The organism is Paenibacillus sp. 01T47 (assembly GCF_056398245.1).
Map to the genome: position 1 here is coordinate 818,057 of NZ_JBFTPA010000001.1, position 21,109 is coordinate 839,165.

Genomic DNA, 21,109 nt, shown 5'->3' on the forward strand with positions numbered 1-21,109 from the left:
TGAATACCTAATGGAGAGGGAGTAAGGATGAAGATGGAAAACGCCAAAAAGCTTCGTTTTCGCAAAGACGGCACTTTTACAATTGTCCAGTTTACAGATATTCATTGGCAGGACGGATCGGACTTAGATTTGCGTTCCAAGGCTACGATGGAGCTTGTACTTGAGGCTGAACAACCGGATTTTGTTATGTTTACAGGAGATGTCATTTTCACGGGCAGAGGTTCAGACGGGGCAGTCTTATGCCAAGATCCGCTTCAAGCGTTTCGGGACGCGGTTGCCGCTGCCGAGCAGAGAGGCATTCCGTGGGGAATCGTATTCGGCAACCACGATACGGAGAACGATATTACCCGCGATGACCTGATGGGCGAGGTGCTAAAGCACGCTCACACGTTTGCCGAGCCGGGACCGCGGGATATCCATGGCACAGGCAACTACGCGTTGCCTGTACTTGGGTCTGACAACGATCAAGAGGCTGCTATGCTCTATTGCCTGGATTCTGGCGATTATTCCAAGCTGCCTGGCGTACCCGGCTACGATTGGATTCAGCATGATCAAGTGCAGTGGTACATGGAGCAATCCAAGGCTTGGAAAGCTCGTCATCAGGGCGCTGCATTGCCGGCACTCGCATTCTTTCACATCCCTCTGCCTGAATACCAAGAAGTGTGGGACCGGGAAGTGTGCTATGGCCATAAACATGAGGGGGTATGCGCCGCGCAGACGCAAGCAGGTTTCTTCTCAGCGATGTTGGCACAGGGAGACGTGATTGCAACTTTTTGCGGCCATGACCACACGAACGACTATTGGGGAGAGCTTTACGGGATTCGCCTTTATTACGGACGAGCAACAGGATACAACACTTACGGCAAGGAAGGTTTCCCGCGGGGTGCCCGCGTGATCCGCTTGACCGAAAACGAACGGAAAGTGGAATCATGGCTGCGTCTTGATGACGGCACGGTCGCCCTGCATCAGCCGGAGCATCAGCCGGAAATCGGTTAATACAAGCACTTATAATTCAATAGCCCGAAGAAGCAAAGATGTCCCGAATATTCTTAGGAATCCGGGACATCTTTTTTTTTGCGGAAATCATGAAATAAGGCGTCGCAACAGCATTGTTTAAAGGTTTTCTACAAAAAAGGATATCGTGTAAAGAATCGTAAATCGCTGTTTGTATAAAAATGAATACCGTTATAGCAATTGAAAATGTACGGGGCTGCTATTATCCATTAGATTGGGATTAAGGCGAGCCGGCAACCGGCAGGCGCCTCATAAATAAATTCGTAAAGGGGAGTCACGCATGAAAAGAAGTATTTTTACTAGAATTGCTCTGCTGCTTGCCATCGTATTGATGTTCGGAGGAATTGCAACGGCTTGCTCCAGCGGCAAGTCAGAACAACCCGCTAACAACGCGGCATCCGGCAACGGAGCGAAAGAAAATGCGGGGAAAGGCGATAAATCGGCTGGACCTGTAAAGCTAAAGCTCTGGCATCCTTTAAACCCTAATGCGCAAGCCGTCGTTCAAAGCTTAAGCGATGTAGCGATGGTGAAGGAATGGGAGAAAAAGACGAATGTGAAATTCGACTTTGAACATCCGACGGGCACGGGTGCCGATGCTCAGCAGCAATTCGGCGTGATGGTAGCTTCCAATGTGCTTCCGGATTTGATTGTGTGGAACATGTCCAACTTCCAAGGCGGTCCAGCCAAGCTGTTTCAGGATGGAACGATTATTAAATTAAACGATCTTATTGATCAGCACGCACCGAATTTGAAAAAAATTCTCGAGGAATATCCGCTTATCGCCAAGCAAATTAAAGCGGATAACGGCGATATTTACGTATTCCCTAACCTGAAGGTTGGCGATCACGGCAAATACAAAACGTTCTCCGGCCAGATGATACGGAAGGATTGGCTCGATGAGCTGGGCTTGCAGCTGCCCGAAACGATCGACGAATGGGAGATTGTTCTAAAAACGATTAAAGAGAAAAAAGGTGTCATTCCATATACGTCCGAGAAAGACATGCTTCTAGGATCAAAAAGCTCGATGGACTTTATCGGGGCATACGGCATCGGCAAAGATTTTTATCTGAATGGCGACAAAATTGAGTATGGGCCGCTTCAGCCTGCATTTAAAGACTACTTGGCGCGTATGCAAAAATGGTATAAAGAGGGTTTGATTGATCCGGACTATGCTTCCAACGACAACAAAGCGAAGGAAGCGAAGATCACTTCAGGCAAGGCAGCCGCTACCTTCGGTTACATTGGCGGCAGCATGGGCGCATGGCTTCCTTCCTTGCAGCAGGCGGATCCGAAGGCGATGCTTTCCGCCGCTCAATATCCGGTAATGAATAAAGGAGACGAGCCTAAATTCACAGAAACCGGCTGGGATTACAGCAATACGGGAGCTGTCATCACAAGCGCAAACAAAAATCCGGAAGCTACGATCAAGGCGCTTGATTATTTGTTCAGCGAAGAAGGCGCTATGCTGAAAAACTTCGGTATTGACGGCACAACGTATACTCTGGTGGATGGTCAGCCTAAATTTACGGATTTGATCATGAAAAATCCGGACGGACTGCCGATCGGCCAAGCGATGGCGAAAAACTTCATTGCGAACTATCCGTTCCCGGGTCCGGACGATGACCGTTATAATGACCAATACTATTCGCTCGACGCCCAGAAGGAAGCAGTAAAAGCGTATGCCAAATTCGCGAAAAACTCTGCCTCCGTTCTCATTCCTCCCGTTTCTTTAACGCCGGAGGAAGCAAGCGAATTCAGCAAAATTATGACGGATGTGGATACGTATCGTTCAGAGATTGTCACGAAACTGATTATGGGCACCTCTAGTTTGGACAGCTTCGATAAAGCGATCGAGCAGTTTAAGAAAATGGGAATCGAGCGCGCGATAGAAATTCAGCAAGCCGCTTTCGACCGTTTCAACAAACGTTAAACCGATTGAAGGAAGGGGGGAACACACTCCCCTTCCTTTAAAAATCAATTTCGGTGGAAAGAGAGTGCACCTGCGATGATGAGAAAACTAGCTAACGATCTTGTGAGAAATAAAGCCATCTATTTTATGGTGCTGCCAGTTGTTTTGTATTATTTTATTTTTAAATATCTTCCGATGTACGGTTCGATTATTGCCTTTAAGGATTTCAGTATTGCCAAGGGTGTATGGGGAAGCCCATGGGTTGGCCTTGACAATTTCAAGGACTTTTTTGACAGCATCTACTTTTGGCGGGTGCTGCGCAATACGCTGCTGCTAAGCTTCTATCAGCTCTTGTTTGGTTTTCCAGCGCCGATTATTCTTGCTATTTTGCTCAATGAAATCCGTTTGAAGCTGTTCAAAAACGTCGTTCAAACGGTCGTCTATCTGCCTCACTTTGTATCGCTCATTGTCATTTGCGGACTCATTCTCGATTTTACGAACCGTGATGGGATTATCAGTACGATGATCGAATTTTTCGGGGGCGAACGCACTACTTTGCTTGGCGATGCCGCTAACTTTCGGTTCATTTATGTATTCTCCAGCATATGGCAGGAGCTTGGCTGGTCGTCCATCATCTTCTTGGCGGCGCTCAGCGGCATTAATCCCGAGCTCTACGAAGCGGCCAGAGTCGATGGTGCCGGGAGGTTTAGGCAAATGTGGAGCATTACGCTTCCGGGATTGATTCCAATCATTATGATTCTGCTCATTCTTCGAATCGGGGGGCTTATGGATATCGGATTTGAGAAGATTATATTGCTCTACAATCCGAATACCTATGAGACTGCGGATATTATCTCTTCCTTTGTGTACAGGAAAGGGCTTGCGGAAGGCCAGGATTACAGCTTTACTTCTGCCGTCGGCTTGTTTCAAGCTGGCATCAACTTTGTTTTGCTCATCAGCGCCAACTGGTTTTCCCGCCGGGTATCCGGGAACCGATTATGGTAAGGGGGAATGGGAACTTGAAAAATAATACGATGACAGACCGCACATTTGATATATTGAACGCCATTCTCATGCTTTTGCTTATCGTCGTCACCATTTATCCTTTTTATCATGTCGTAATGGCTTCCTTAAGCGACTCTAATCGATTGATTGCACATCAAGGCATGCTCCTAGGTCCGCTTGGATTTAGCTGGGAGGCTTACTCCCGCGTGCTCGACAATCCTAATATATTCAGCGGATACCGGAATACGCTCCTGATCCTCTTCTCTGGAACGCTGTTTAACTTGTTTTTCACGGCGCTTGGCGCCTACGGCTTGTCCCGTAAGTTCATGCTGCGCAAACCGATTATGATCGCTATCATTTTTACAATGTATTTTAGCGGCGGACTGATTCCTACTTATTTATTGATCAACAATTGGCTGCATATGGGCAACAGCTTGCTGGCATTAATCGTGCCGGTCGCAATCAGCACATGGAATCTGATCATCATGCGCACCTCCTTCGAGGCGATTCCCGAGAGCTTGATCGAATCTGCCAAAATAGATGGCTCCGGGGAGTTCGGCATTTTATTCAAAATCGTCGTCCCGCTTTCCATGCCGATTATCGCGGTTATGATTCTTTACTACGGCGTTGCCCACTGGAATTCTTGGTTCAATGCGATGTTGTTTATCCGTGACCGTGAATTATTTCCGCTGCAGATCATTTTACGAGAAATATTGGTCATTAACGATACGAGCTCCATGCAGCTGGGAGACGCGATGGCGGATCAAGAAGGAATCAGGGAAAGCATCAAATATGCCACGATTATGGTTGCGACGCTTCCAATATTGCTTGTATATCCGTTTCTGCAAAAGTTTTTCGCGAAGGGCGTTATGATCGGTGCGGTAAAAGAGTAGTTGGTATATACTCGGAGTATAATTCTCTGGCGGTGGATGCTCATATGAAACGCAAGGTTTATAAGTTTTGGCTGTACTCGTATTTATTTGTCTTATTTATTCCAATCCTTATTACCTTAATCGTCCTACTGCAATCACAAGAAATGCTGGTCAAGGAAGTGCGCAGAGCTAACGACACGCTCCTCGATCAGGTTCGGCAATTAGTGGACAATCAGATCACTGACATTCGAAGGTTAGGCACGCAATTATCGTTTGACCCGAAAGTCATGACGTATTTAAACCGTGAAACGTTGGATACGGCGGAAGCCAGGTTCGGCACGATGGAAATGATCTCGAGCCTTCAGTCTTATACGATTGCCAACGGCAATATAACCGATGCCTATATCTATCTCAAGAACAAAGAATATGGGATAACGACAACGACGTTTATGCCGGCAGACGATTTGTATTCCGTGCTCCATAAGGCATCGGGAAAAAGCTTTGCGGAATGGACAGAGTGGCTCCGGGCGAGCCATGCTGGTCTTTTCGTTACATTAAATGAAGGCGCCAAACAAACGGAAAACTCGCTCGTTTACGTGCAATCCTTGCCAATTCAAGAGATTAAAGCTGCCCCTGCGACTCTTGTTGTGCTGCTCAATCAGGATCGGCTCAAGCAAGCGATTTCGAAAGTCGGTCTAGCAACCGAGGGTTCGGTTTATATCCTCGATCGCGAGGGCCATCCCATCATGATTACTGGCCCTCAGACTGGACTGGCTGAGCTGCCGATACCGAAAATGAGCAATCAACGCGGTTTTCTTACGGAATTAGTGGACGGCAACGATGCGGCCATATCTTATGTGAAGTCGGATACGACGAATTGGACCTATATTTCGGTTTTGCCGGAGCAAGTGTATTCCGCTAAAGTGAAGCTGCTGAAAAATTTGATTTATATTGCGATGCTGCTTTGCATCGGACTGGGCGGACTTAGCGCCTTTTGGCTTACGCGAAGAAATTATGCCCCTATTCAAAATATGATGAATTTTGTTTCAACAAAGGTCAAAACAAACATGATGAATATGCCGAACGAATTTGCGGTTCTGCAATCGTTTATGACCGACAGCGCAGCCATCCAAGATGAAGCAAGTAGAAAGCTGCTCGAGCAGCATCAAGTGCTGCGCAACCAATTTTTGGCCCGTCTGCTGAAAGGCCGTGTGGATATGAGCTCCGCACTGCCGCAAGCCATTGAATCGTTTGATTTTCGGTTCGAGACAGACCGGTTTGCCGTCTTGCTGCTGCAGATCGAAGACTATGAACGGCTGTTTCAGGCGAATCAAGAAATGGATGCGGAGAGGAAGCTTCAATTCGTTTACCTGATCGTTACGAACATTTTTGAGGAGCTGTTATCCGCAGGCCATCGCACTTATTTCACGGAAGTTGACGGCATGATTGCTTGCGTTGTAAACGTCCTAGGGAAAGAGAAGGAAGCAAAGAAAGAGCTGCTCAAAGTGGCAAATGACGCTAAACGTTTTATTCAAGATAAATTTTTCGTTCGTTTTTCCGTGGGTGTCAGTGATATCCATACGTTTTGGTCGACGCTCCCAAAATGTTACGAGGAAGCGGTCGAGTCTCTGGAATATAAGCTTGTTCTTGGCTCCAACCAAATCATTTCCTATGAATCGATTAAGCGTCCCAAAAATGATTTGTATTATCCGCTCGATACCGAACGTCAATTAATTAACTTGATGGCGGCAGGCAATTACGATGAGGCGGCAGCTGTCCTGCAGCGTATCCTCATTACGAATTTTTCCGAGGGAACGCTGTCCATTCAAATGGGAAAATTGCTGATGTTCGAACTCGTCGGCACGATGCTGAAAGCGGTAGAGCAGCTTCAACTTAGCACGAAAGAAATTATGGTGGAGAAAACGGATTTAATTAAGCAGATTACAGAATGCGAAACCTTCGCAGAGATGGAAGAAGAAATTTTGGACTTCCTAAAGAAAGCCTGTGATTATTTGCAGCAAAAGAAGAAAAGCCATAATACCGATTTGAAGAGCCAAGTTGTCGAGCATGTCCTTCATAACTTGAATGATATGAATATTAGCCTGACGAGCATTTCGCTTGCTTTCGATATTAATCCGACTTACTTATCTCGATTTTTCAAAGAGCAAACCGGAGAGAATCTCGTTGATTTTGTTAATAAGCGGCGTGTTGACAAGGTGAAATCGCTGCTTGCTGAGACCAACCACGCCATTCAAGATATTGCCGAGCAATGCGGCTTTGCAAGCAGCCAATCTTTGCTAAGGGTGTTTAAAAAGTACGAAGGCATAACGCCGGGACAGTATAGGCAGAGTAGGGACGGAAGAGAAGCTCTAGAGCGGTGAGGCTGAGAGCCGTCTTTTATTTTTGAATGATGCCGGAATATGGGGAGGATGAATCCGATGAGCGTATGGCAAACAGCTATTGAGGACGCTTTACAGAAGACGAGGCGGAATATCGGCAAATTTGGCGATCAATTTCCACATGTCAGCACGGACGGTGGCCGCTCGTATGAGTTGAACGCCAATGAGGATTGGACCGACGGCTTTTGGTCCGGCATGTTATGGCTTTGTTACGAGTACAGCGGCGATGACGCATTTCGGCAAGCGGCAGCCCGAACCGTTGAAAGCTTCCGGGAGCGCTATGAAGCGGACCGGGTGCTGGATCATCATGATATCGGATTTTTGTACTCGCTGTCGGCTAAAGCACAGTGGATCATAGAAAAGGATGAAGCTGCGAGGCAGCTTGCTTTAAGGGCCGCCGACAAACTAATGGCAAGGTGGCGCGAGCTGGGTCAATATTTTCAAGCGTGGGGACCTGCTGGCGACTCTGTAAACGGCGGCCGCATTATTATCGACTGCATGATGAATTTGCCTTTGCTTTACTGGGCCTTCGAGCAGACAGGCGATGAACGGTACCGTCAGGCTGCGGTCCTCCATGCTGACAAGAGCCGACGTTATCTGGTCCGCGGGGATGACTCGTCCTATCATACCTTTCATTTTGATCAAAAAAATGGCGAACCGATCGGCGGCGATACAGCTCAAGGCTACACAAACGGGTCGACGTGGACACGGGGACAAGCATGGGGTGTATATGGATTCGCGCTGTCGTACCGGTATACGGAGGATCGGCTTTACCTAGAGACGTCAAAAAGGCTGGCGCGGTTTTTCTTGAGCCATCTGCCAGAGGATGAAGTGGCTTATTGGGACTTTAATGCGCCTATCGAGTCTGGAACGCCTCGTGACAGCTCGGCTTCTGCCATCTTTTGCGCCGGTTTGTTGGAGCTGCTCGATTTGATGGATGAGAGTGACCCGGAGCGCGCGTATTTCGAACGCAGAATACGGCTTGTGATGGAGTCGCTTGTACTCAATTATTCGACCATCAATGAGCCGAATGTGGAAGGCCTGATCAAAAGAGGCTCTTACCATGTTCGAGGCGGATCGTCTCCGGACGATTTTATGATTTGGGGCGATTATTATTATTTGGAAGCTCTGCTTCGCCTAGAGAAGGGGGTCAAAGGGTATTGGTACGAAGATCGATAGAAAAAAACAGTCGAGCAGGTAAAGCTATCCTGCTCGACTGTTTTTACTTAGGGGATGCCTTCTTTAGACCGGACATGTTTTTAAGAACGAGCATAAGGTTTGCAGGTTTCTCGGCAAGTCGGCGGGTGAAGTAGGGGTACCACATGGCGCCGTAAGGGACGTAACAGCGGATGCGGTAGCCTTCCTTTGCGAGCTTCGCCTGTTCATTCATTCGGAGGCCGTAGAGCATTTGGAACTCGAAGGCGCTTTTGGCAATACGGTTCGTGCGCGCATAAGCTTTTACCCAGCTAATAATAGCATCATCATGTGAGGCAATGGCAGTATAGATGCCTTTGTCCAAATGAGCCTTGATCATGCTTTTGAAATTGTCGATGACCTCGTTTTTATCTTGATAGGCGACCTCACTCGATTCTTTGTAGGCGCCTTTAACGAGTCGCAAGCTTATGCGTGCTTGAAGCATATCGTTAACATCCTGCTCCGTTCGGAATAGGTAAGCCTGCAGCACGGTGCCGACATTGGTTAAGCCTTCTTTGTGGAGCCTTTTAACGATATCGATTGTAGCTTGCGTGTAAGGCGTATTCTCCATGTCAATTCGAACGAAGTTTCGATGGCGCCTTGCATGCTTGACTACGTCTCGAATATTGGCGTAACAAGCCGCTTGGTCAAGAGCGAGACCCATTTGAGTAGGCTTCAGCGATACATGAGAATTAGCTTTTCGATCAGCTATGCCTTCGATTAGCTTCAAATATTGATCTCTGTATGCTGATGCCTCGCTTAAGTCCTGTATACCTTCGCCAAGATGGTCAAGCGTTGCCATAATGCCTAGCTTGCCTAGCTTTTCGAGCTCAAGCAAAGCCTCTTCAAGCGTCTCCCCCGCAATAAATCGGCTCGCGAGTTTTTTTCCATACGTAGTTGAAAGCCTTTCTACCAGAGGAATGCCTGTAATCGTCAATAATGATTTGCGGTACCATTTCGATCCAATGCCCATTCGTGCTGCTCCTTTCCGAAGAACAGTAGTAGGGGTCAAAACTTAGGAGTTCGATAATAGTATATTCAGAAATCATCTTCATCGCGCTATGCAGGCCTAATTATTTAAATAACAAAAAGTGCGTCGGCAGCTTGCGAAGCTGTCCGTCGGAAGGCTTATTAATGACTCTTCCGTTAAAAATGAGCGAGGACGAGCCGCCGCCATCCAGGTTGTAGCCGTCAACGGCGCCATAGCGCTGCAGCAATAGCTGCATTTCACCAAGCGTAGCCCCTGAGCTGCCTGATTCGTTGTAGCCGTCAGCTACAAGAAATAGCAGCTGATCATCCTTAAAATTAGCAATGACGGTCCGTGGCGCGCGCTTTGGACTGGTCTGCCATTTGGCTGGGATCGGTTGTGGAGATCCGCCGCGCAGCAGTACAGGAACAAAGGATGCACCGAATTTCGGGTTTTTGGCATCCAGCTGTTGTTTGCTTGCGAATTTTCCTCCGATGAGCTCATTTTGCTCGTTTAAGCCTACAAAAAACAAATCCGCACGCGGCGGTTCGAAGCTTGTCACGTAATCTCCGTCCACAATGGTTGTGCTTAGCGGATATCTTTTGCCTCGTCCATCTGCAAAGCCGCCTGCATTAATGCCGGCAACAGCTCCGTGCCGGGCTACTGCGGCGAGAGTAGTCTCTGCTTGTCCAAGCTCTTCACCGCCGAGCGACATCGTCATCGCATCTTTGCTCTTAAGCTTCACCTTGAGCGCGTACGCCGAGAAGTTTTCTGCTTTTATGTAGAAAAGCTGTGCTCTTAGCTTGTCCGATTCAATCGTACCGGCGACCTTGCCAAGCTTGCTCGTAATATTGCGGTCGTAAATTTGCAAAGGTCTCATTGCCTGCGATGCAGCCATGGAGGATATCTTTGCCATATCGGCATTCGTTTCTTTGTACAGCTTCAGCTGTCTTTGAATGGACTCTCGTGTTTGTGATGCTGTCTCCTGTGCGAGGTCAAGGCCGGCAGCGGCATGCTTAATATCGGATTCGGGAAGCCTTGTTTGCTCGGTAATGGGCTTTGGAAAGGCTTCAGCAGATAATTGAATAACGATATCGGACAATAACAGCCAGATCATAATGCCTAGAAAAGGTGCACAGGCAAGCAGTGCAGTTCGATTTAACGCTTTGACGGTTATATTCATTTGAGCACGTCCAAGCTCTTCTGCAGCTCATTAAGCTGTTTTTTCACTTCATTCAACTGCGTATACAGCTTGTTGCTGTTGTCCGTTTTGGAAGCGGCGTTGTCCTTCGTGAACGTAAGCAGTTCATTTAGCGCATCGACTTTTGCCTTTAGCTCAGCAAGATCTGCGGTGTAGTCGGTTTCGAGCTTCAGCATGCGAGCCTCATAAGCTTGCTGCATAGCCGCAATTTGGCCAGCGGTTTGCTGCTCCAAGTTTGCGGATAACGTCTGCTGAATCCGTTCGGTATACCATTTGGCGCCCAATATGCCGGAGCATATAATAATGACCCATATGCAGACAAAAAGAAGGAAGGTACGGTTTCCTTTCTTTCTGCGTGTTTTCTTATCGAATTGGCTGGCAGTGCGTTGTTCCAAAATCAAATCACTCATTCTATTCATTCACCTCTCTTGATAGTCACTTGCACGAAAGATCGGATGAACGAACTGCTAGCAAGGGTACATAGATTAGACTTCAATTGCTCCTAAATAGTTGCGGATGTCATCTTATTGTAACAAAGACAAACGTAGATGTCCTTTGCGATATATGGGAATTTCCTGTAAATTTCAAATCGGACCGGAACATTCTCCCTCCTTTCGGCGTCTAACCATAAGGGATGCGGCAGCCGATGCCGCAAATTGGAAGGAGAACAAGATGAAAACACAGAATTGGTTTAAGCAAATGACTAAGCGAGTTCTCATAGCAGGCTTACTCGTTTCGCTGGCAGGTACTGGATTTGGAGTGAAGGAGGAAGCTAATGCAGCTGAGCGTCAGCCGATAAAGGTGGAGTTTGTGCATGGTTCGAAAAAAATGACGATAAACGGCAAGGCGCAGCAAATGACGGCGCCGCTGCCGGTAGTAAAGGGAGTTACGATGATTCCTGTTCGGACGATTGCTACTTCCGTTGGAGCAAGCGTTTATGCTGATAGTAAAGGCACTCATATCGATACTTATTTCAACAAAGTTACACTGAACAATAATATGCGCGGTGCGAATCGCAACGGAAGCTACGTTGTACTGCCTAATGCAGCTACACAAATTAATGGAACGATGCATGTGCCTTTATCAGCAGTCAAGCTGCTGTGGAATGCGACTTATGTGTTTAATGCACAGCTTAAGCAAATTAGCATAACGATTCAGCCGGAGCCAAACGTGCCGCCAGTAGCCCGCTTCGAAGCTCCGTATGAGGTGAAACTCGGGGAGCCAATCGAATTTAAGGATTTGAGCTATGACCCTGATGGTAAAATCGTGAAGACAGAGTGGACCGGCCGTAAAAGTACATATTTTGAGCCAGGTGTTTATACCGTTACTCAAAGTGTCTACGACAACGATGGCGCACGAAGTGAAGTCGTGTCTCAAGATATTCGTGTAACAGAAGAGGTTATGTATACGCCTTATGAATATTACATGCGTTATGGTAACCCGGGCGATAAATTTGAAGTTGACGGGAAGCTAATGAACACCTTCAAAGAGGTGGATACGATTGAATCCAAAGGCGGCCGCACATTGTATATGTCGAATGCGCCGGAGCGTTTCTTTGGAGAAGGTTTGCTGTACGAAGATACTTTGAATGATGCAAGTCGTTTATTCCTTCATCACCGCAACGGCTCAGACGAGCGATTAAAGCTGGCGGTTGTGGTTACGAATAACGAAAGCGAAAGCGTGAAGCTGACGATTGGCAACCGCGGTCTTGCTGGACCAAGCGTTAGTGCAATGCAATTTGGATCGGCTGCAGTGGCTAGATATTTTGCAAGCTCACAGCCGCGCGAGATGATTATTGAGCCTGGCACTTCCGCTGTGCTGCTGCCGGAGCTTGAGAAAATTATTATGAATCCAGACGAAGGTTTCTCGGGCTTGCTTGATGTCGATATGGACGGTAAGCTGACATTTTCCACGATGGCGCTTAAAGTAGACACCGACCCGATTAGTGCAGTGTCTATGGTTACTGAGCTGGAGAAGGTCGGAAATCGCGGCAAGTTCTTCGATACCGATCAATATATTGAAGTGAATGAGAAGGTTGGCGTTACAGAAAGTAAGCTGCGCTTAGGTCAACGTGGCCCTGCTATGGCAGGTGTAGATGCATTGACAGGCGGAATGACAATTAACGGCGGGGAATATGGTGCCGTAACGACCGTCAAGCTCAAAAATGTCGCTTGGGGAACACGGATTATTCTTAATCCTCGAGCGGGAATTTTCCAAGGCGCAGTAAGTGTAAATGGAAAAGTGGTGTACGTCCCTTCAGGCGGTCATGTGAAGGTAGGCGAAGGCGCATTGATCTATACGCAACCGAATCAACCCGCTGGAGCAGCTGGCATGCAGCCTGCGCCAGAAGTAACGATTCAGTATTCATCACCGGGCGCAAGCTCATTACCGATCTTATTCGTATTTTTTCCAGGCTCGGACTTTAAATAACCAATAGAAGGAGGAAACGTCGCTGCCAAGCGATGTTTCCTCCTTTTTTTGTTGTTAGCCCACCTAGTATTGTATAATAGAGATTCATTATCATTTGAACCAACTAGGAGGATGATCAGCATGGATCAACCAATTACAAATAACGGCGCGAGCCGAAAAGAAGCAAAAGCAATGTTCGCAGGAGGCTGCTTCTGGTGCATGGTATCGCCATTCGAGGAAATGCCGGGAATTATATCGGTCGTATCCGGATATACGGGTGGACATACGGTAAACCCAACGTATCAGGAAGTATGCTCGGAGACGACAGGTCATGCGGAAGCGGTACAAATTACGTATGATCCTGCGATCTTCCCTTATGAGAAGCTGCTTGATATTTTCTGGAAGCAAATCGACCCTACGGATGCAGGCGGTCAGTTCCATGATCGCGGGGAATCTTATCGGACAGGTATTTATTATTATGATGAAGAGCAGCGCGAGCTGGCGGAAGCTTCTAGACAAGAGCTTGAAGCTAGCGGTCGCTTCGACCGGCCAATCGTAACGGAAATCGAACCGGCGCAAACTTTTTATCCGGCAGAGGACTATCACCAGGGCTATCACAAATCGAATCCGTATCGTTACAAAATGTATCGTAAAGGCTCTGGCCGCGACGCTTTTATTTCACAAAACTGGGCGATTAAGAAAGACCCTGCAGAATTGAAGCAGCGTCTTACGCCGATCCAGTATGAGGTCACACAAAACAGTGGAACAGAACGTCCATTCACAGGGGAGTATTGGGATCACACCGAGGATGGCATTTATGTAGATATCGTTTCTGGAGAGCCGCTGTTCAGCTCCCGCGATAAGTACGATGCTGGCTGCGGTTGGCCGAGCTTCACGAAGCCGCTGCAAGCAGCAGCTGTTTCTGAGCATACGGACTCCTCGCATTATATGGTACGGGTCGAGGTTCGCAGCAAAGAGGGCGATTCTCATCTCGGTCATGTATTTGATGATGGACCGCAGCCGACGGGGCTTCGTTATTGCATCAATTCCGCCTCACTGCGTTTTATCGGCAAGGATAAGCTGGAGGAAGAAGGATACGGCGAATATTTGCATCTGTTTGAGCAATAAGCTTTTAAGCATCTTATTATAGACATTTGGGTGGAGGAGAAGCTGAAATGAACATAGAAGAAGCGATTCGCACGAGAAGAACGATTGGAAGAGTGAAGAAGGACCCTGTTGACCGTGCACTTATTGAACGGTTGTTGGATGCAGCTGTTTGGGCGCCTAGCCATCATAATACGCAGCCTTGGTCATTTATTGTGATGACGGGTGAAGGCAGAGGGCGGCTTGCAGAAGGATATGCGCGTGTATCCGCGGCCGCTGTTCCTGAGCTGAGCGGACAGCCGCTTGAAGATCGTTTGGCTAAAGAACGTACCAAAGCATTCCGTGCCCCAGTCGTTATTGCGGCAGTATGCTCACCGTCGGATGATCCGCGTGCTGTACTGGCAGAGGAGCTTGCTGCTGCTCAAGCAGCGGTGCAAAATTTGCTGCTTTCAGCACATGCGAATGGACTTGGGGCGATATTGCGTTCGGGCGATCCAATGTACCACCCGATTATGAGAGAAACATTCGGCCTGCGTGAACAAGATCAAATCGTAGGTTTTATTTACCTAGGTTATCCGGATATGACGGCTCCAGAGCCGCAGCGTGTACCTGCCACTGCAAAAACGGTGTGGTTGGTTTAATAAATAAAAAAGAAGGCCGTACCGTTCGATTATGCCGAACGATACGGCCCTTCTTTTTATCTGTATTAAATCATTAATTATATGAGCTTTTTCACTTTAAAATTGGCTTGCAGCACATACCAGTTTTGCGGGAACGGTACGCCGAGCACCCAATAGCCGATGCCGCGAAGCTTATATATTTTGACAAGATTGAATTTGGCTTGAACGCTGCGTGCATCCTCATACCAGACCACATGCTCTCGGCCTTCCTTGTCGTAATAGTTATAGTAAGGTGATTGTCCCTCATCATCATATTGAATAGTGGCTCCGTAAGTATTCGCACGAATTACCGCTTCATGCGGACTGATCGTCGGTGCCCACTTTCCGCCTTGGACGTAGGGAAGTGTCCAATCGTAGCCATACAAAGGCATGCCCATTACGATTTTTTGGGGAGGAATAACGCTGAGGGCATATTGCAGCACCTTGTTGACCTCGTTCAGCGGAGCGACGGCTCGCGGCGGCCCGCCCGACCAGCCCCATTCATAGGTCATGAGAATAACAAAATCGGCGATGCGGCCTAGTGCCTGGTAATCATGCGCTTCATATAGCGTGCCTGCTTGGTCGGCATTCAGCTTGGGCGCGAGGCAAACGGATACGAGATAATTTTCCGGGTGCAGGCTGTCGACGAGATTTTGAATAAAATGTTGAAATAACTCACGATCGGCAGGCGGAACATATTCGAAATCAACATTGAGCGCTAGATAACCTTTTTGCTTCATCATAACGAGAATGCTCGTTATGAGTTTTTGTTGAAGCCCGGCATCTGCGAGCACCGCATGGGCAGTATCAGGACTGAATGTGCCGTTTTCGAAATTAGTTAGAACCATCATAGGCGTTGTTTGTGTCTGGTAGGCTGCATTTATAATAGCTGAATCATCTAAAAGCGTAAAAGTACCGTCAGCCTGTACACGGTAACTGAATGGGTTTAAATAGGTTAGATGTTGGCCAATGTCCTCAATTAAACGAACACCGGCAGCGTCAAATTTCTGTGTATAGGCGTTTACTTCAATTGTTGGCCGCACGGTTTGAGGAATAACAAGTGTTTGCCCCGGGTAAATAAGGGCGGGATTAGAGATTTTGTTTATTTTCGCGAGCTCCTGCAGTGTAACGCCATATCGCTGGGCGATTAGCCAGAGCGATTCACCGTAATGTACTTTATGAGTGCTTGCATCAGTTGGAATAATAAGCGCCTGACCAATAACGAGTACGTTTGGATCGCTAAGGCCGTTTGCATCTGTGATGTCGTTTATCGACAAATCGTATATTTGAGAAAGCTTATAGATGGAATCTCCTTTTTGCACGACATGAATATGCACCCTATTCGAGCCTCCTTTTTAAAATGATTAGCTATTGCGGTCTCGGCTGCGGTGCCTGCCTGAATGCTAAGAAAAGACTCTTTTATAATGTATTCATTAAATGGCTCTCGCATTCGAATGGGAAATGTCAATCCGCTCGCTTAAGGCAGACGGAGAAATGGGAATGATAAGGAAGAGGCCAAAGAAAAAGCACGACAGCCAATACGAATGGGGGTTGTACAGAATAGTAAAGAAGGTAAGTTTAGGGAATGATCAGGTGCGATACACCTAAATATGGTTATTTCATACGGGATTTCCGATTATTTTGTTCAAAAAAACGAACCTTTATAAAACATTCTCTTTTAATGTTCGTATTTCATTGACAGTGGTTTGGGGATTAGATAAACTAGAATAGGTTTGAGGCGGAATTGTCCGCTGGAACGTATTGCTGTTTGTTTGTCTTCCTACTATTTCATTTAAAGTTTACTCGTATATATTCGGGATCAGGCCTGAATGTTTCTACCCGAGAACCTTAATTTTCGGACTACGAGCAAAATGAGACGATAAGCGATGTCGAATCGTAAGGTTTCGGATCGCCATAAAGCAAATGCAAGTCTGCAAAGTGCCTTGTTAGTTGGACACTGGTTGCCTCCTTTACGGGGCAGCCTTCTGTTGTCTTTTCGGCTCTGCAGCACGATTTGTCTCGTCCTCATTGAAGTGAAGCTTGATTGGCCATGGATTCGCATGAATACCGGTCTGTGCTTCCGCTCCGGTCCTGCGGCATCCCCATTCTTATGGCTGCTGAAGGGCCTTTTCTATTTTGGATGTGTTGTTTTATAGGATGCTTGATCATTAATTATCTTATAGATGAAAGTGGGTTTGAACGCATGTCTGCGAAGGTTGGCGTCATCATGGGCAGCAAATCGGATTGGGACACAATGAAATTAGCCTGCGACGTACTAGAGGAATTGCAAATTCCTTATGAGAAAAAAGTCGTTTCTGCGCATCGGACACCGGATTTAATGTTCGAGTATGCAGAAACTGCAGTAGAACGAGGGCTTAAGGTAATTATTGCCGGAGCCGGCGGAGCTGCACATTTGCCCGGCATGGTCGCTGCTAAGACGATTTTGCCGGTTATTGGCGTTCCCGTGAAGTCCTCGAATTTGAGCGGACTTGATTCCTTGCTCTCTATCGTTCAAATGCCTGGCGGCATTCCAGTAGCTACGGTAGCCATTGGCAACGCAGGCGGAACGAATGCTGGACTGCTCGCGGCACAAATGCTGGGAGCGTTTGATCCCGAGGTGCAAGCGCGTGTAATCGCTCGTCGCGAGCGTGTAAAGCAGGAAGTGCTGGAAAGCAGTGAGACGTTATGAGTCAAAAAACGGACAAGCAAACGATTAAGACGCTGTTGCCGGGCAGTACGATCGGCATATTAGGCGGCGGGCAGCTTGGACGAATGATGGCGAATGCAGGCAGCGCGATGGGGTATCGCTTCATTGCTCTTGATCCAACGCCGGATGCTCCGACTGGACAAGTAGCAGAGCAAATCGTCGCAGCTTACGACAATCACGATGCAGCGAGGGAGCTTGCAAAACGATCGGACGTCATCACATACGAATTCGAGAATGTGGATGCAGATGTAGCGGCGATGCTGATGGCAGAGTCTTATGTGCCGCAGGGAAGTGAGCTGCTGTATACAACGCAGCATCGGCTTCGCGAGAAGCGGGCGATTGAAGCAGCTGGCGTACGTGTTGCCCCTTACCGCGAGATTCGCAGCGCAGACGAGCTGCGCGAGGCTGTTACCGCCTTTGGAACACCTTGCGTATTGAAAACAGCTATGGGCGGTTACGATGGCAAAGGCCAATGGGTCATTCGCAGCGAAAGCGAAATAGAAGAAGCGTATGAGACCTTAGCACGAGCGCGCGTCCAACTGGTGCTTGAGCAGTTCATTCGTTTTGATAAGGAAATATCAGTTATAGCGGCGAGAAGTCCGCAGGGTGAGATCAAGGTCTTCCCTGTCGCGGAAAACATACACGTCGATAATATATTGCATTTGTCTATCGTGCCAGCAAGAATTACGGAGGATTTGCAGCAGCAAGCAGAACGGCTTGCAGAGCGTATCGCTGAGGGATTAGGCGTAGTTGGTCTAATTGCAGTAGAGCTGTTCGTTACAGCGGATGGTGAGCTGTTCGTAAATGAGCTTGCACCACGCCCGCATAACAGCGGTCACTACACGATGGAAGCCTGCCGAACGTCACAGTTCGAGCAGCATGTACGCGCGGTATGCAATCTGCCGCTCGGAGATACGACGCTTATGAGTCCTGTTGTTATGGTGAACGTGCTGGGTGAGCATGTCGCACCGCTTCTAGAGCTCACAGCTCGCGCGGATGAAGCGGCTAAGCGCTTGAATGTCGCTCCGAAATTGCATTTGTACGGGAAAAAGGAAGCTGTTGTGAAGCGGAAGATGGGCCATGTCAATGTTTTGGCAGAAACGACGGATGCTGCGCTTAGCTGGATCGAAGAAACAACTATTTGGAAGGTGTGAAGCAATCATGTTAGATCGTTACAGCAGACCGGAAATGAGAGCTATTTGGACAGAGGAAAATAAATTCAGAGCATGGCTGGAAGTTGAGCTTTGCGCATGCGAGGCTTGGTCTGAGCTAGGCGTTATTCCGAAGGAAGACGTTGTCGCGCTTCGCGCATCAGCTGATTTCGATATCGATCGGATTTATGAAATTGAGCAGGACACTCGTCATGACGTTATCGCGTTTACACGCGCCGTATCTGAGAAAGCAGGCCCTGAAGGCAAATGGGTGCATTACGGCCTTACTTCTACGGACGTTGTAGATACAGCTATCGGTTATTTGCTTCTTCAAGCTAACGCGATTCTTGTGAAAGATATCGAACGTTTTATCGAAATTCTTAAGAACAAAGCATTGCAATACAAGGATACGCCGATGATGGGCCGTACGCATGGCGTACACGCGCAACCAACAACCTTTGGTCTGAAAATGGCGCTTTGGTATGAGGAAATGAAGCGTAACCTGGAGCGTTTCCACCATGCTGCGAACAACGTGCAGTTCGGTAAAATGTCCGGTGCGGTAGGTACATTCGCAGATATCGATCCTTTTGTTGAAGAATTTGTATGCAAGAAGCTTGGCATTACCGCAGCTCCAATCTCAACACAAACGCTGCAGCGTGATCGTCACGCTGAATATATGGCGACTCTTGCACTCGTAGCCTCTTCGCTTGATAAGTTTGCAACTGAAATTCGCGCTTTGCAGAAGAGTGAGTTCCGTGAAGTAGAAGAAGCGTTCGCAAAAGGTCAAAAAGGTTCATCCGCAATGCCGCACAAACGCAATCCAATCGGCTGCGAGAACATTTCCGGTTTGTCCCGCGTTATTCGCGGACATATGGTTACAGCTTACGAGAACATTGCCCTTTGGCATGAACGCGATATTAGCCACTCGTCTGTTGAACGTATTATTTTGCCGGATGCAACGATGCTGCTTAACTACATGCTGAACCGTTTGGGCAACATCATCAACAACCTGACCGTGTTCCCGGAAAACATGAAGCGCAACATGCAAGCGACATATGGCGTGCCATTCTCTGGCCGCGTATTGACGAAGCTGATCGACAAAGGCTTCAGTCGTGAGAAAGCTTATGACACGGTTCAACCGCGTGCAATGCAGGCATGGGAAACAAAACGTCAATTCCGCGAACTCATTGGTGAGACAGAGGAAATTACAAGCGTGCTGACGACAGAAGAAATCGATGATTGCTTCGATCCAGCTTGGCATCTAAAGCATGTTGATACGATTTTCACACGTCTTGGATTGATTTAAGGGGAGGCTGGCCTGATGACTGCACCATCGCAAGCTCTATCGACAGCTGTCGATTATATTAAAGCTCCGCTGATTTACAAAGGAAAGGTTCGTGAGCTGTACGATCTGGGCGAGCATTTCCTCATCGTCGTAACCGACCGCATTTCCGCATTCGACTACGTGCTTGACCCGGCAGTGCCGGACAAGGGCAATGTGCTGAACCGTTTGTCCGCTTACTGGTTCGAGCAAACCGCTGACATTCAAGTGAACCACGTCGTTCATACCGATGTGGAGAAGCTTGGCGGTCTCGTAACCGAGCCGGAGCTGCTCAAAAACCGGATTATGGTTACCCGCAAAGCGGAGCGCATCGATATCGAATGTGTGGTTCGCGGCTATATCACTGGCGGCGGCTGGAGACAGTATCAGCAAACGTCAGCGATTAACGGTATAGAGCTTCCAGCGGGCCTCCGCAAAAACGAACGTTTTCCTGCTCCAATTTTTACGCCGGCAGCGAAAAACGACGTTGGTCACGATGAGGACATCCCATTTGAGAAAATGGCTGAAATGGTCGGTGCTGAGCTTGCCGAGGAGCTTCGTGACCGCAGCATCAAGCTGTACGAATACGCTCATGGCTATTGCGCAGAGCATGGCATCATCCTTGCCGATTGCAAATTCGAGTTTGGACTCATCGACGGCAAAGTGATCTTGATCGACGAAATCTTCACGCCTGACTCCTCCCGCTTCTGGGCGGAAGGCAATTATGCGCTGGATATCGAGATCGACAGCATGGACAAAGAGCCGGTTCGCACGTACTTGCTAGGCTCAGATTGGGATCGCGACAGCAAGCCAGCACCGCTGCCGGATTCCGTAGTAGCTGAAACAACGTCCCGCTACCGCGATATCTACCGCCGTCTTACTGGCGTAGAGCTGTAGGAAGCTTTGTTAGCTTAGTGAAGAACGGGAAAACGGGCGTTAAATGCTGCGAAATCGAGCTAGGACGCCGAAATTGATGCAATTAACGCCCAAAATTCCCGCTATTCGCAGCAAATTAGCATTCATAATTGAATTAAAGGGAAAAACGGGCGTTAAATGCTGTGAAATCGAGCTAGGACGCCGAAATTGATGCAAATAACGCCCGAAATTCCCGCTATTCGCAGCAAACTTGCATTTATGATTGATTTAACGGTAGGAACTCCCGTTATATGAAAATCCGGCGATGAAGGCCGGATGGAA

At 47.9% G+C, this 21,109-nt stretch carries 18 protein-coding genes and 1 riboswitch; of the genes, 14 read left to right on the top strand and 4 right to left on the bottom strand.

What is annotated here, in order from left to right; all coding sequences use genetic code 11:
* Positions 1–27: 27 nt before the first annotated feature.
* From AC1DOV_RS03445 to AC1DOV_RS03470, 6 genes are all read left to right on the top strand, one after another.
* Complete coding sequence (locus AC1DOV_RS03445) at positions 28–996, top strand: metallophosphoesterase family protein (protein WP_477510448.1); 969 nt, start codon at positions 28–30, stop codon at positions 994–996.
* A gap of 298 nt (positions 997–1,294) precedes the next feature.
* Positions 1,295–2,944 (top strand): type 2 periplasmic-binding domain-containing protein, encoded by a 1,650-nt coding sequence (locus AC1DOV_RS03450; RefSeq protein ID WP_477510449.1) that lies wholly within the window; start codon positions 1,295–1,297, stop codon positions 2,942–2,944.
* A gap of 78 nt (positions 2,945–3,022) precedes the next feature.
* A complete protein-coding gene (locus AC1DOV_RS03455) occupies positions 3,023–3,928 on the top strand; it encodes an ABC transporter permease (RefSeq protein WP_054027178.1) in 906 nt (301 codons plus the stop codon).
* The gene (locus AC1DOV_RS03460; RefSeq protein ID WP_076271112.1) at positions 3,922–4,821 is read left to right on the top strand and encodes a carbohydrate ABC transporter permease; all 900 of its coding nucleotides are present in this window, start codon (positions 3,922–3,924) and stop codon (positions 4,819–4,821) included. Before AC1DOV_RS03455 ends, AC1DOV_RS03460 begins: the two co-directional genes overlap by 7 nt.
* A 44-nt stretch (positions 4,822–4,865) precedes the next feature.
* The gene (locus tag AC1DOV_RS03465; protein WP_477527674.1) at positions 4,866–7,181 is read left to right on the top strand and encodes a helix-turn-helix domain-containing protein; all 2,316 of its coding nucleotides are present in this window, start codon (positions 4,866–4,868) and stop codon (positions 7,179–7,181) included.
* A 57-nt stretch (positions 7,182–7,238) separates the two neighbouring features.
* Positions 7,239–8,378, top strand: a complete 1,140-nt coding sequence (locus tag AC1DOV_RS03470; RefSeq protein WP_477510451.1) for a glycoside hydrolase family 88 protein — start codon at positions 7,239–7,241, stop codon at positions 8,376–8,378.
* Between the two features lie 43 nt (positions 8,379–8,421).
* Here the strand turns inward: AC1DOV_RS03470 and AC1DOV_RS03475 are convergent, their stop codons facing one another.
* The 3 genes from AC1DOV_RS03475 to AC1DOV_RS03485 all read right to left on the bottom strand — a co-directional run bounded on the left by AC1DOV_RS03475 (position 8,422) and on the right by AC1DOV_RS03485 (position 10,971).
* Positions 8,422–9,366 carry a proline dehydrogenase family protein gene (locus AC1DOV_RS03475; protein ID WP_477549173.1) on the bottom strand — a complete coding sequence of 315 codons (945 nt, stop codon included), beginning with the start codon at positions 9,364–9,366 and terminating at the stop codon, positions 8,422–8,424.
* A 100-nt stretch (positions 9,367–9,466) separates the two neighbouring features.
* Entirely contained in the window at positions 9,467–10,543 is a 1,077-nt protein-coding gene (locus AC1DOV_RS03480) for a phosphodiester glycosidase family protein (RefSeq protein ID WP_339206941.1), read from the bottom strand.
* The gene (locus AC1DOV_RS03485) at positions 10,540–10,971 is read right to left on the bottom strand and encodes a hypothetical protein (protein WP_339206942.1); all 432 of its coding nucleotides are present in this window, start codon (positions 10,969–10,971) and stop codon (positions 10,540–10,542) included. The genes AC1DOV_RS03480 and AC1DOV_RS03485 overlap by 4 nt, the downstream gene beginning before the upstream one ends.
* A 262-nt stretch (positions 10,972–11,233) precedes the next feature.
* Here AC1DOV_RS03485 and AC1DOV_RS03490 point away from each other — a divergent pair, with 262 nt between their 5' ends.
* The 3 genes from AC1DOV_RS03490 (at position 11,234) to AC1DOV_RS03500 (ending at position 14,715) form a co-directional block, all read left to right on the top strand.
* The gene (locus AC1DOV_RS03490; protein WP_441885205.1) at positions 11,234–12,991 is read left to right on the top strand and encodes a stalk domain-containing protein; all 1,758 of its coding nucleotides are present in this window, start codon (positions 11,234–11,236) and stop codon (positions 12,989–12,991) included.
* A gap of 120 nt (positions 12,992–13,111) precedes the next feature.
* Positions 13,112–14,098, top strand: a complete 987-nt coding sequence (msrA, locus tag AC1DOV_RS03495; protein WP_441885207.1) for a peptide-methionine (S)-S-oxide reductase MsrA — start codon at positions 13,112–13,114, stop codon at positions 14,096–14,098.
* Between the two features lie 47 nt (positions 14,099–14,145).
* Complete coding sequence (locus AC1DOV_RS03500; RefSeq protein WP_477549174.1) at positions 14,146–14,715, top strand: nitroreductase family protein; 570 nt, start codon at positions 14,146–14,148, stop codon at positions 14,713–14,715.
* Between the two features lie 77 nt (positions 14,716–14,792).
* On the opposite strand, the gene AC1DOV_RS03505 is transcribed toward AC1DOV_RS03500, so the two are convergent.
* Positions 14,793–16,070, bottom strand: a complete 1,278-nt coding sequence (locus AC1DOV_RS03505; protein ID WP_477549175.1) for a LysM peptidoglycan-binding domain-containing protein — start codon at positions 16,068–16,070, stop codon at positions 14,793–14,795.
* A gap of 446 nt (positions 16,071–16,516) precedes the next feature.
* Positions 16,517–16,616: riboswitch (purine riboswitch) on the top strand.
* 3 nt (positions 16,617–16,619) lie between these two features.
* On the opposite strand from AC1DOV_RS03505, the gene AC1DOV_RS03510 reads away from it, so the two are divergent.
* From AC1DOV_RS03510 to AC1DOV_RS03530, 5 genes are read left to right on the top strand one after another with little or no spacing between them, the layout of a single operon-like run.
* Positions 16,620–16,889: a hypothetical protein gene (locus AC1DOV_RS03510; protein WP_441884051.1), complete on the top strand. Its 270-nt coding sequence runs from the start codon at positions 16,620–16,622 to the stop codon at positions 16,887–16,889.
* Between the two features lie 47 nt (positions 16,890–16,936).
* Positions 16,937–17,422: a 5-(carboxyamino)imidazole ribonucleotide mutase gene (gene purE / locus AC1DOV_RS03515; RefSeq protein ID WP_339206946.1), complete on the top strand. Its 486-nt coding sequence runs from the start codon at positions 16,937–16,939 to the stop codon at positions 17,420–17,422.
* Positions 17,419–18,594 carry a 5-(carboxyamino)imidazole ribonucleotide synthase gene (gene purK, locus AC1DOV_RS03520; RefSeq protein WP_441884054.1) on the top strand — a complete coding sequence of 392 codons (1,176 nt, stop codon included), beginning with the start codon at positions 17,419–17,421 and terminating at the stop codon, positions 18,592–18,594. The genes purE and purK overlap by 4 nt, the downstream gene beginning before the upstream one ends.
* A 7-nt stretch (positions 18,595–18,601) precedes the next feature.
* Positions 18,602–19,897, top strand: coding sequence for an adenylosuccinate lyase (gene purB / locus AC1DOV_RS03525; RefSeq protein ID WP_076271100.1), 1,296 nt, complete (start codon positions 18,602–18,604; stop codon positions 19,895–19,897).
* Between the two features lie 15 nt (positions 19,898–19,912).
* Positions 19,913–20,809, top strand: coding sequence for a phosphoribosylaminoimidazolesuccinocarboxamide synthase (locus tag AC1DOV_RS03530; protein WP_076271099.1), 897 nt, complete (start codon positions 19,913–19,915; stop codon positions 20,807–20,809).
* Positions 20,810–21,109 lie beyond the last annotated feature (300 nt).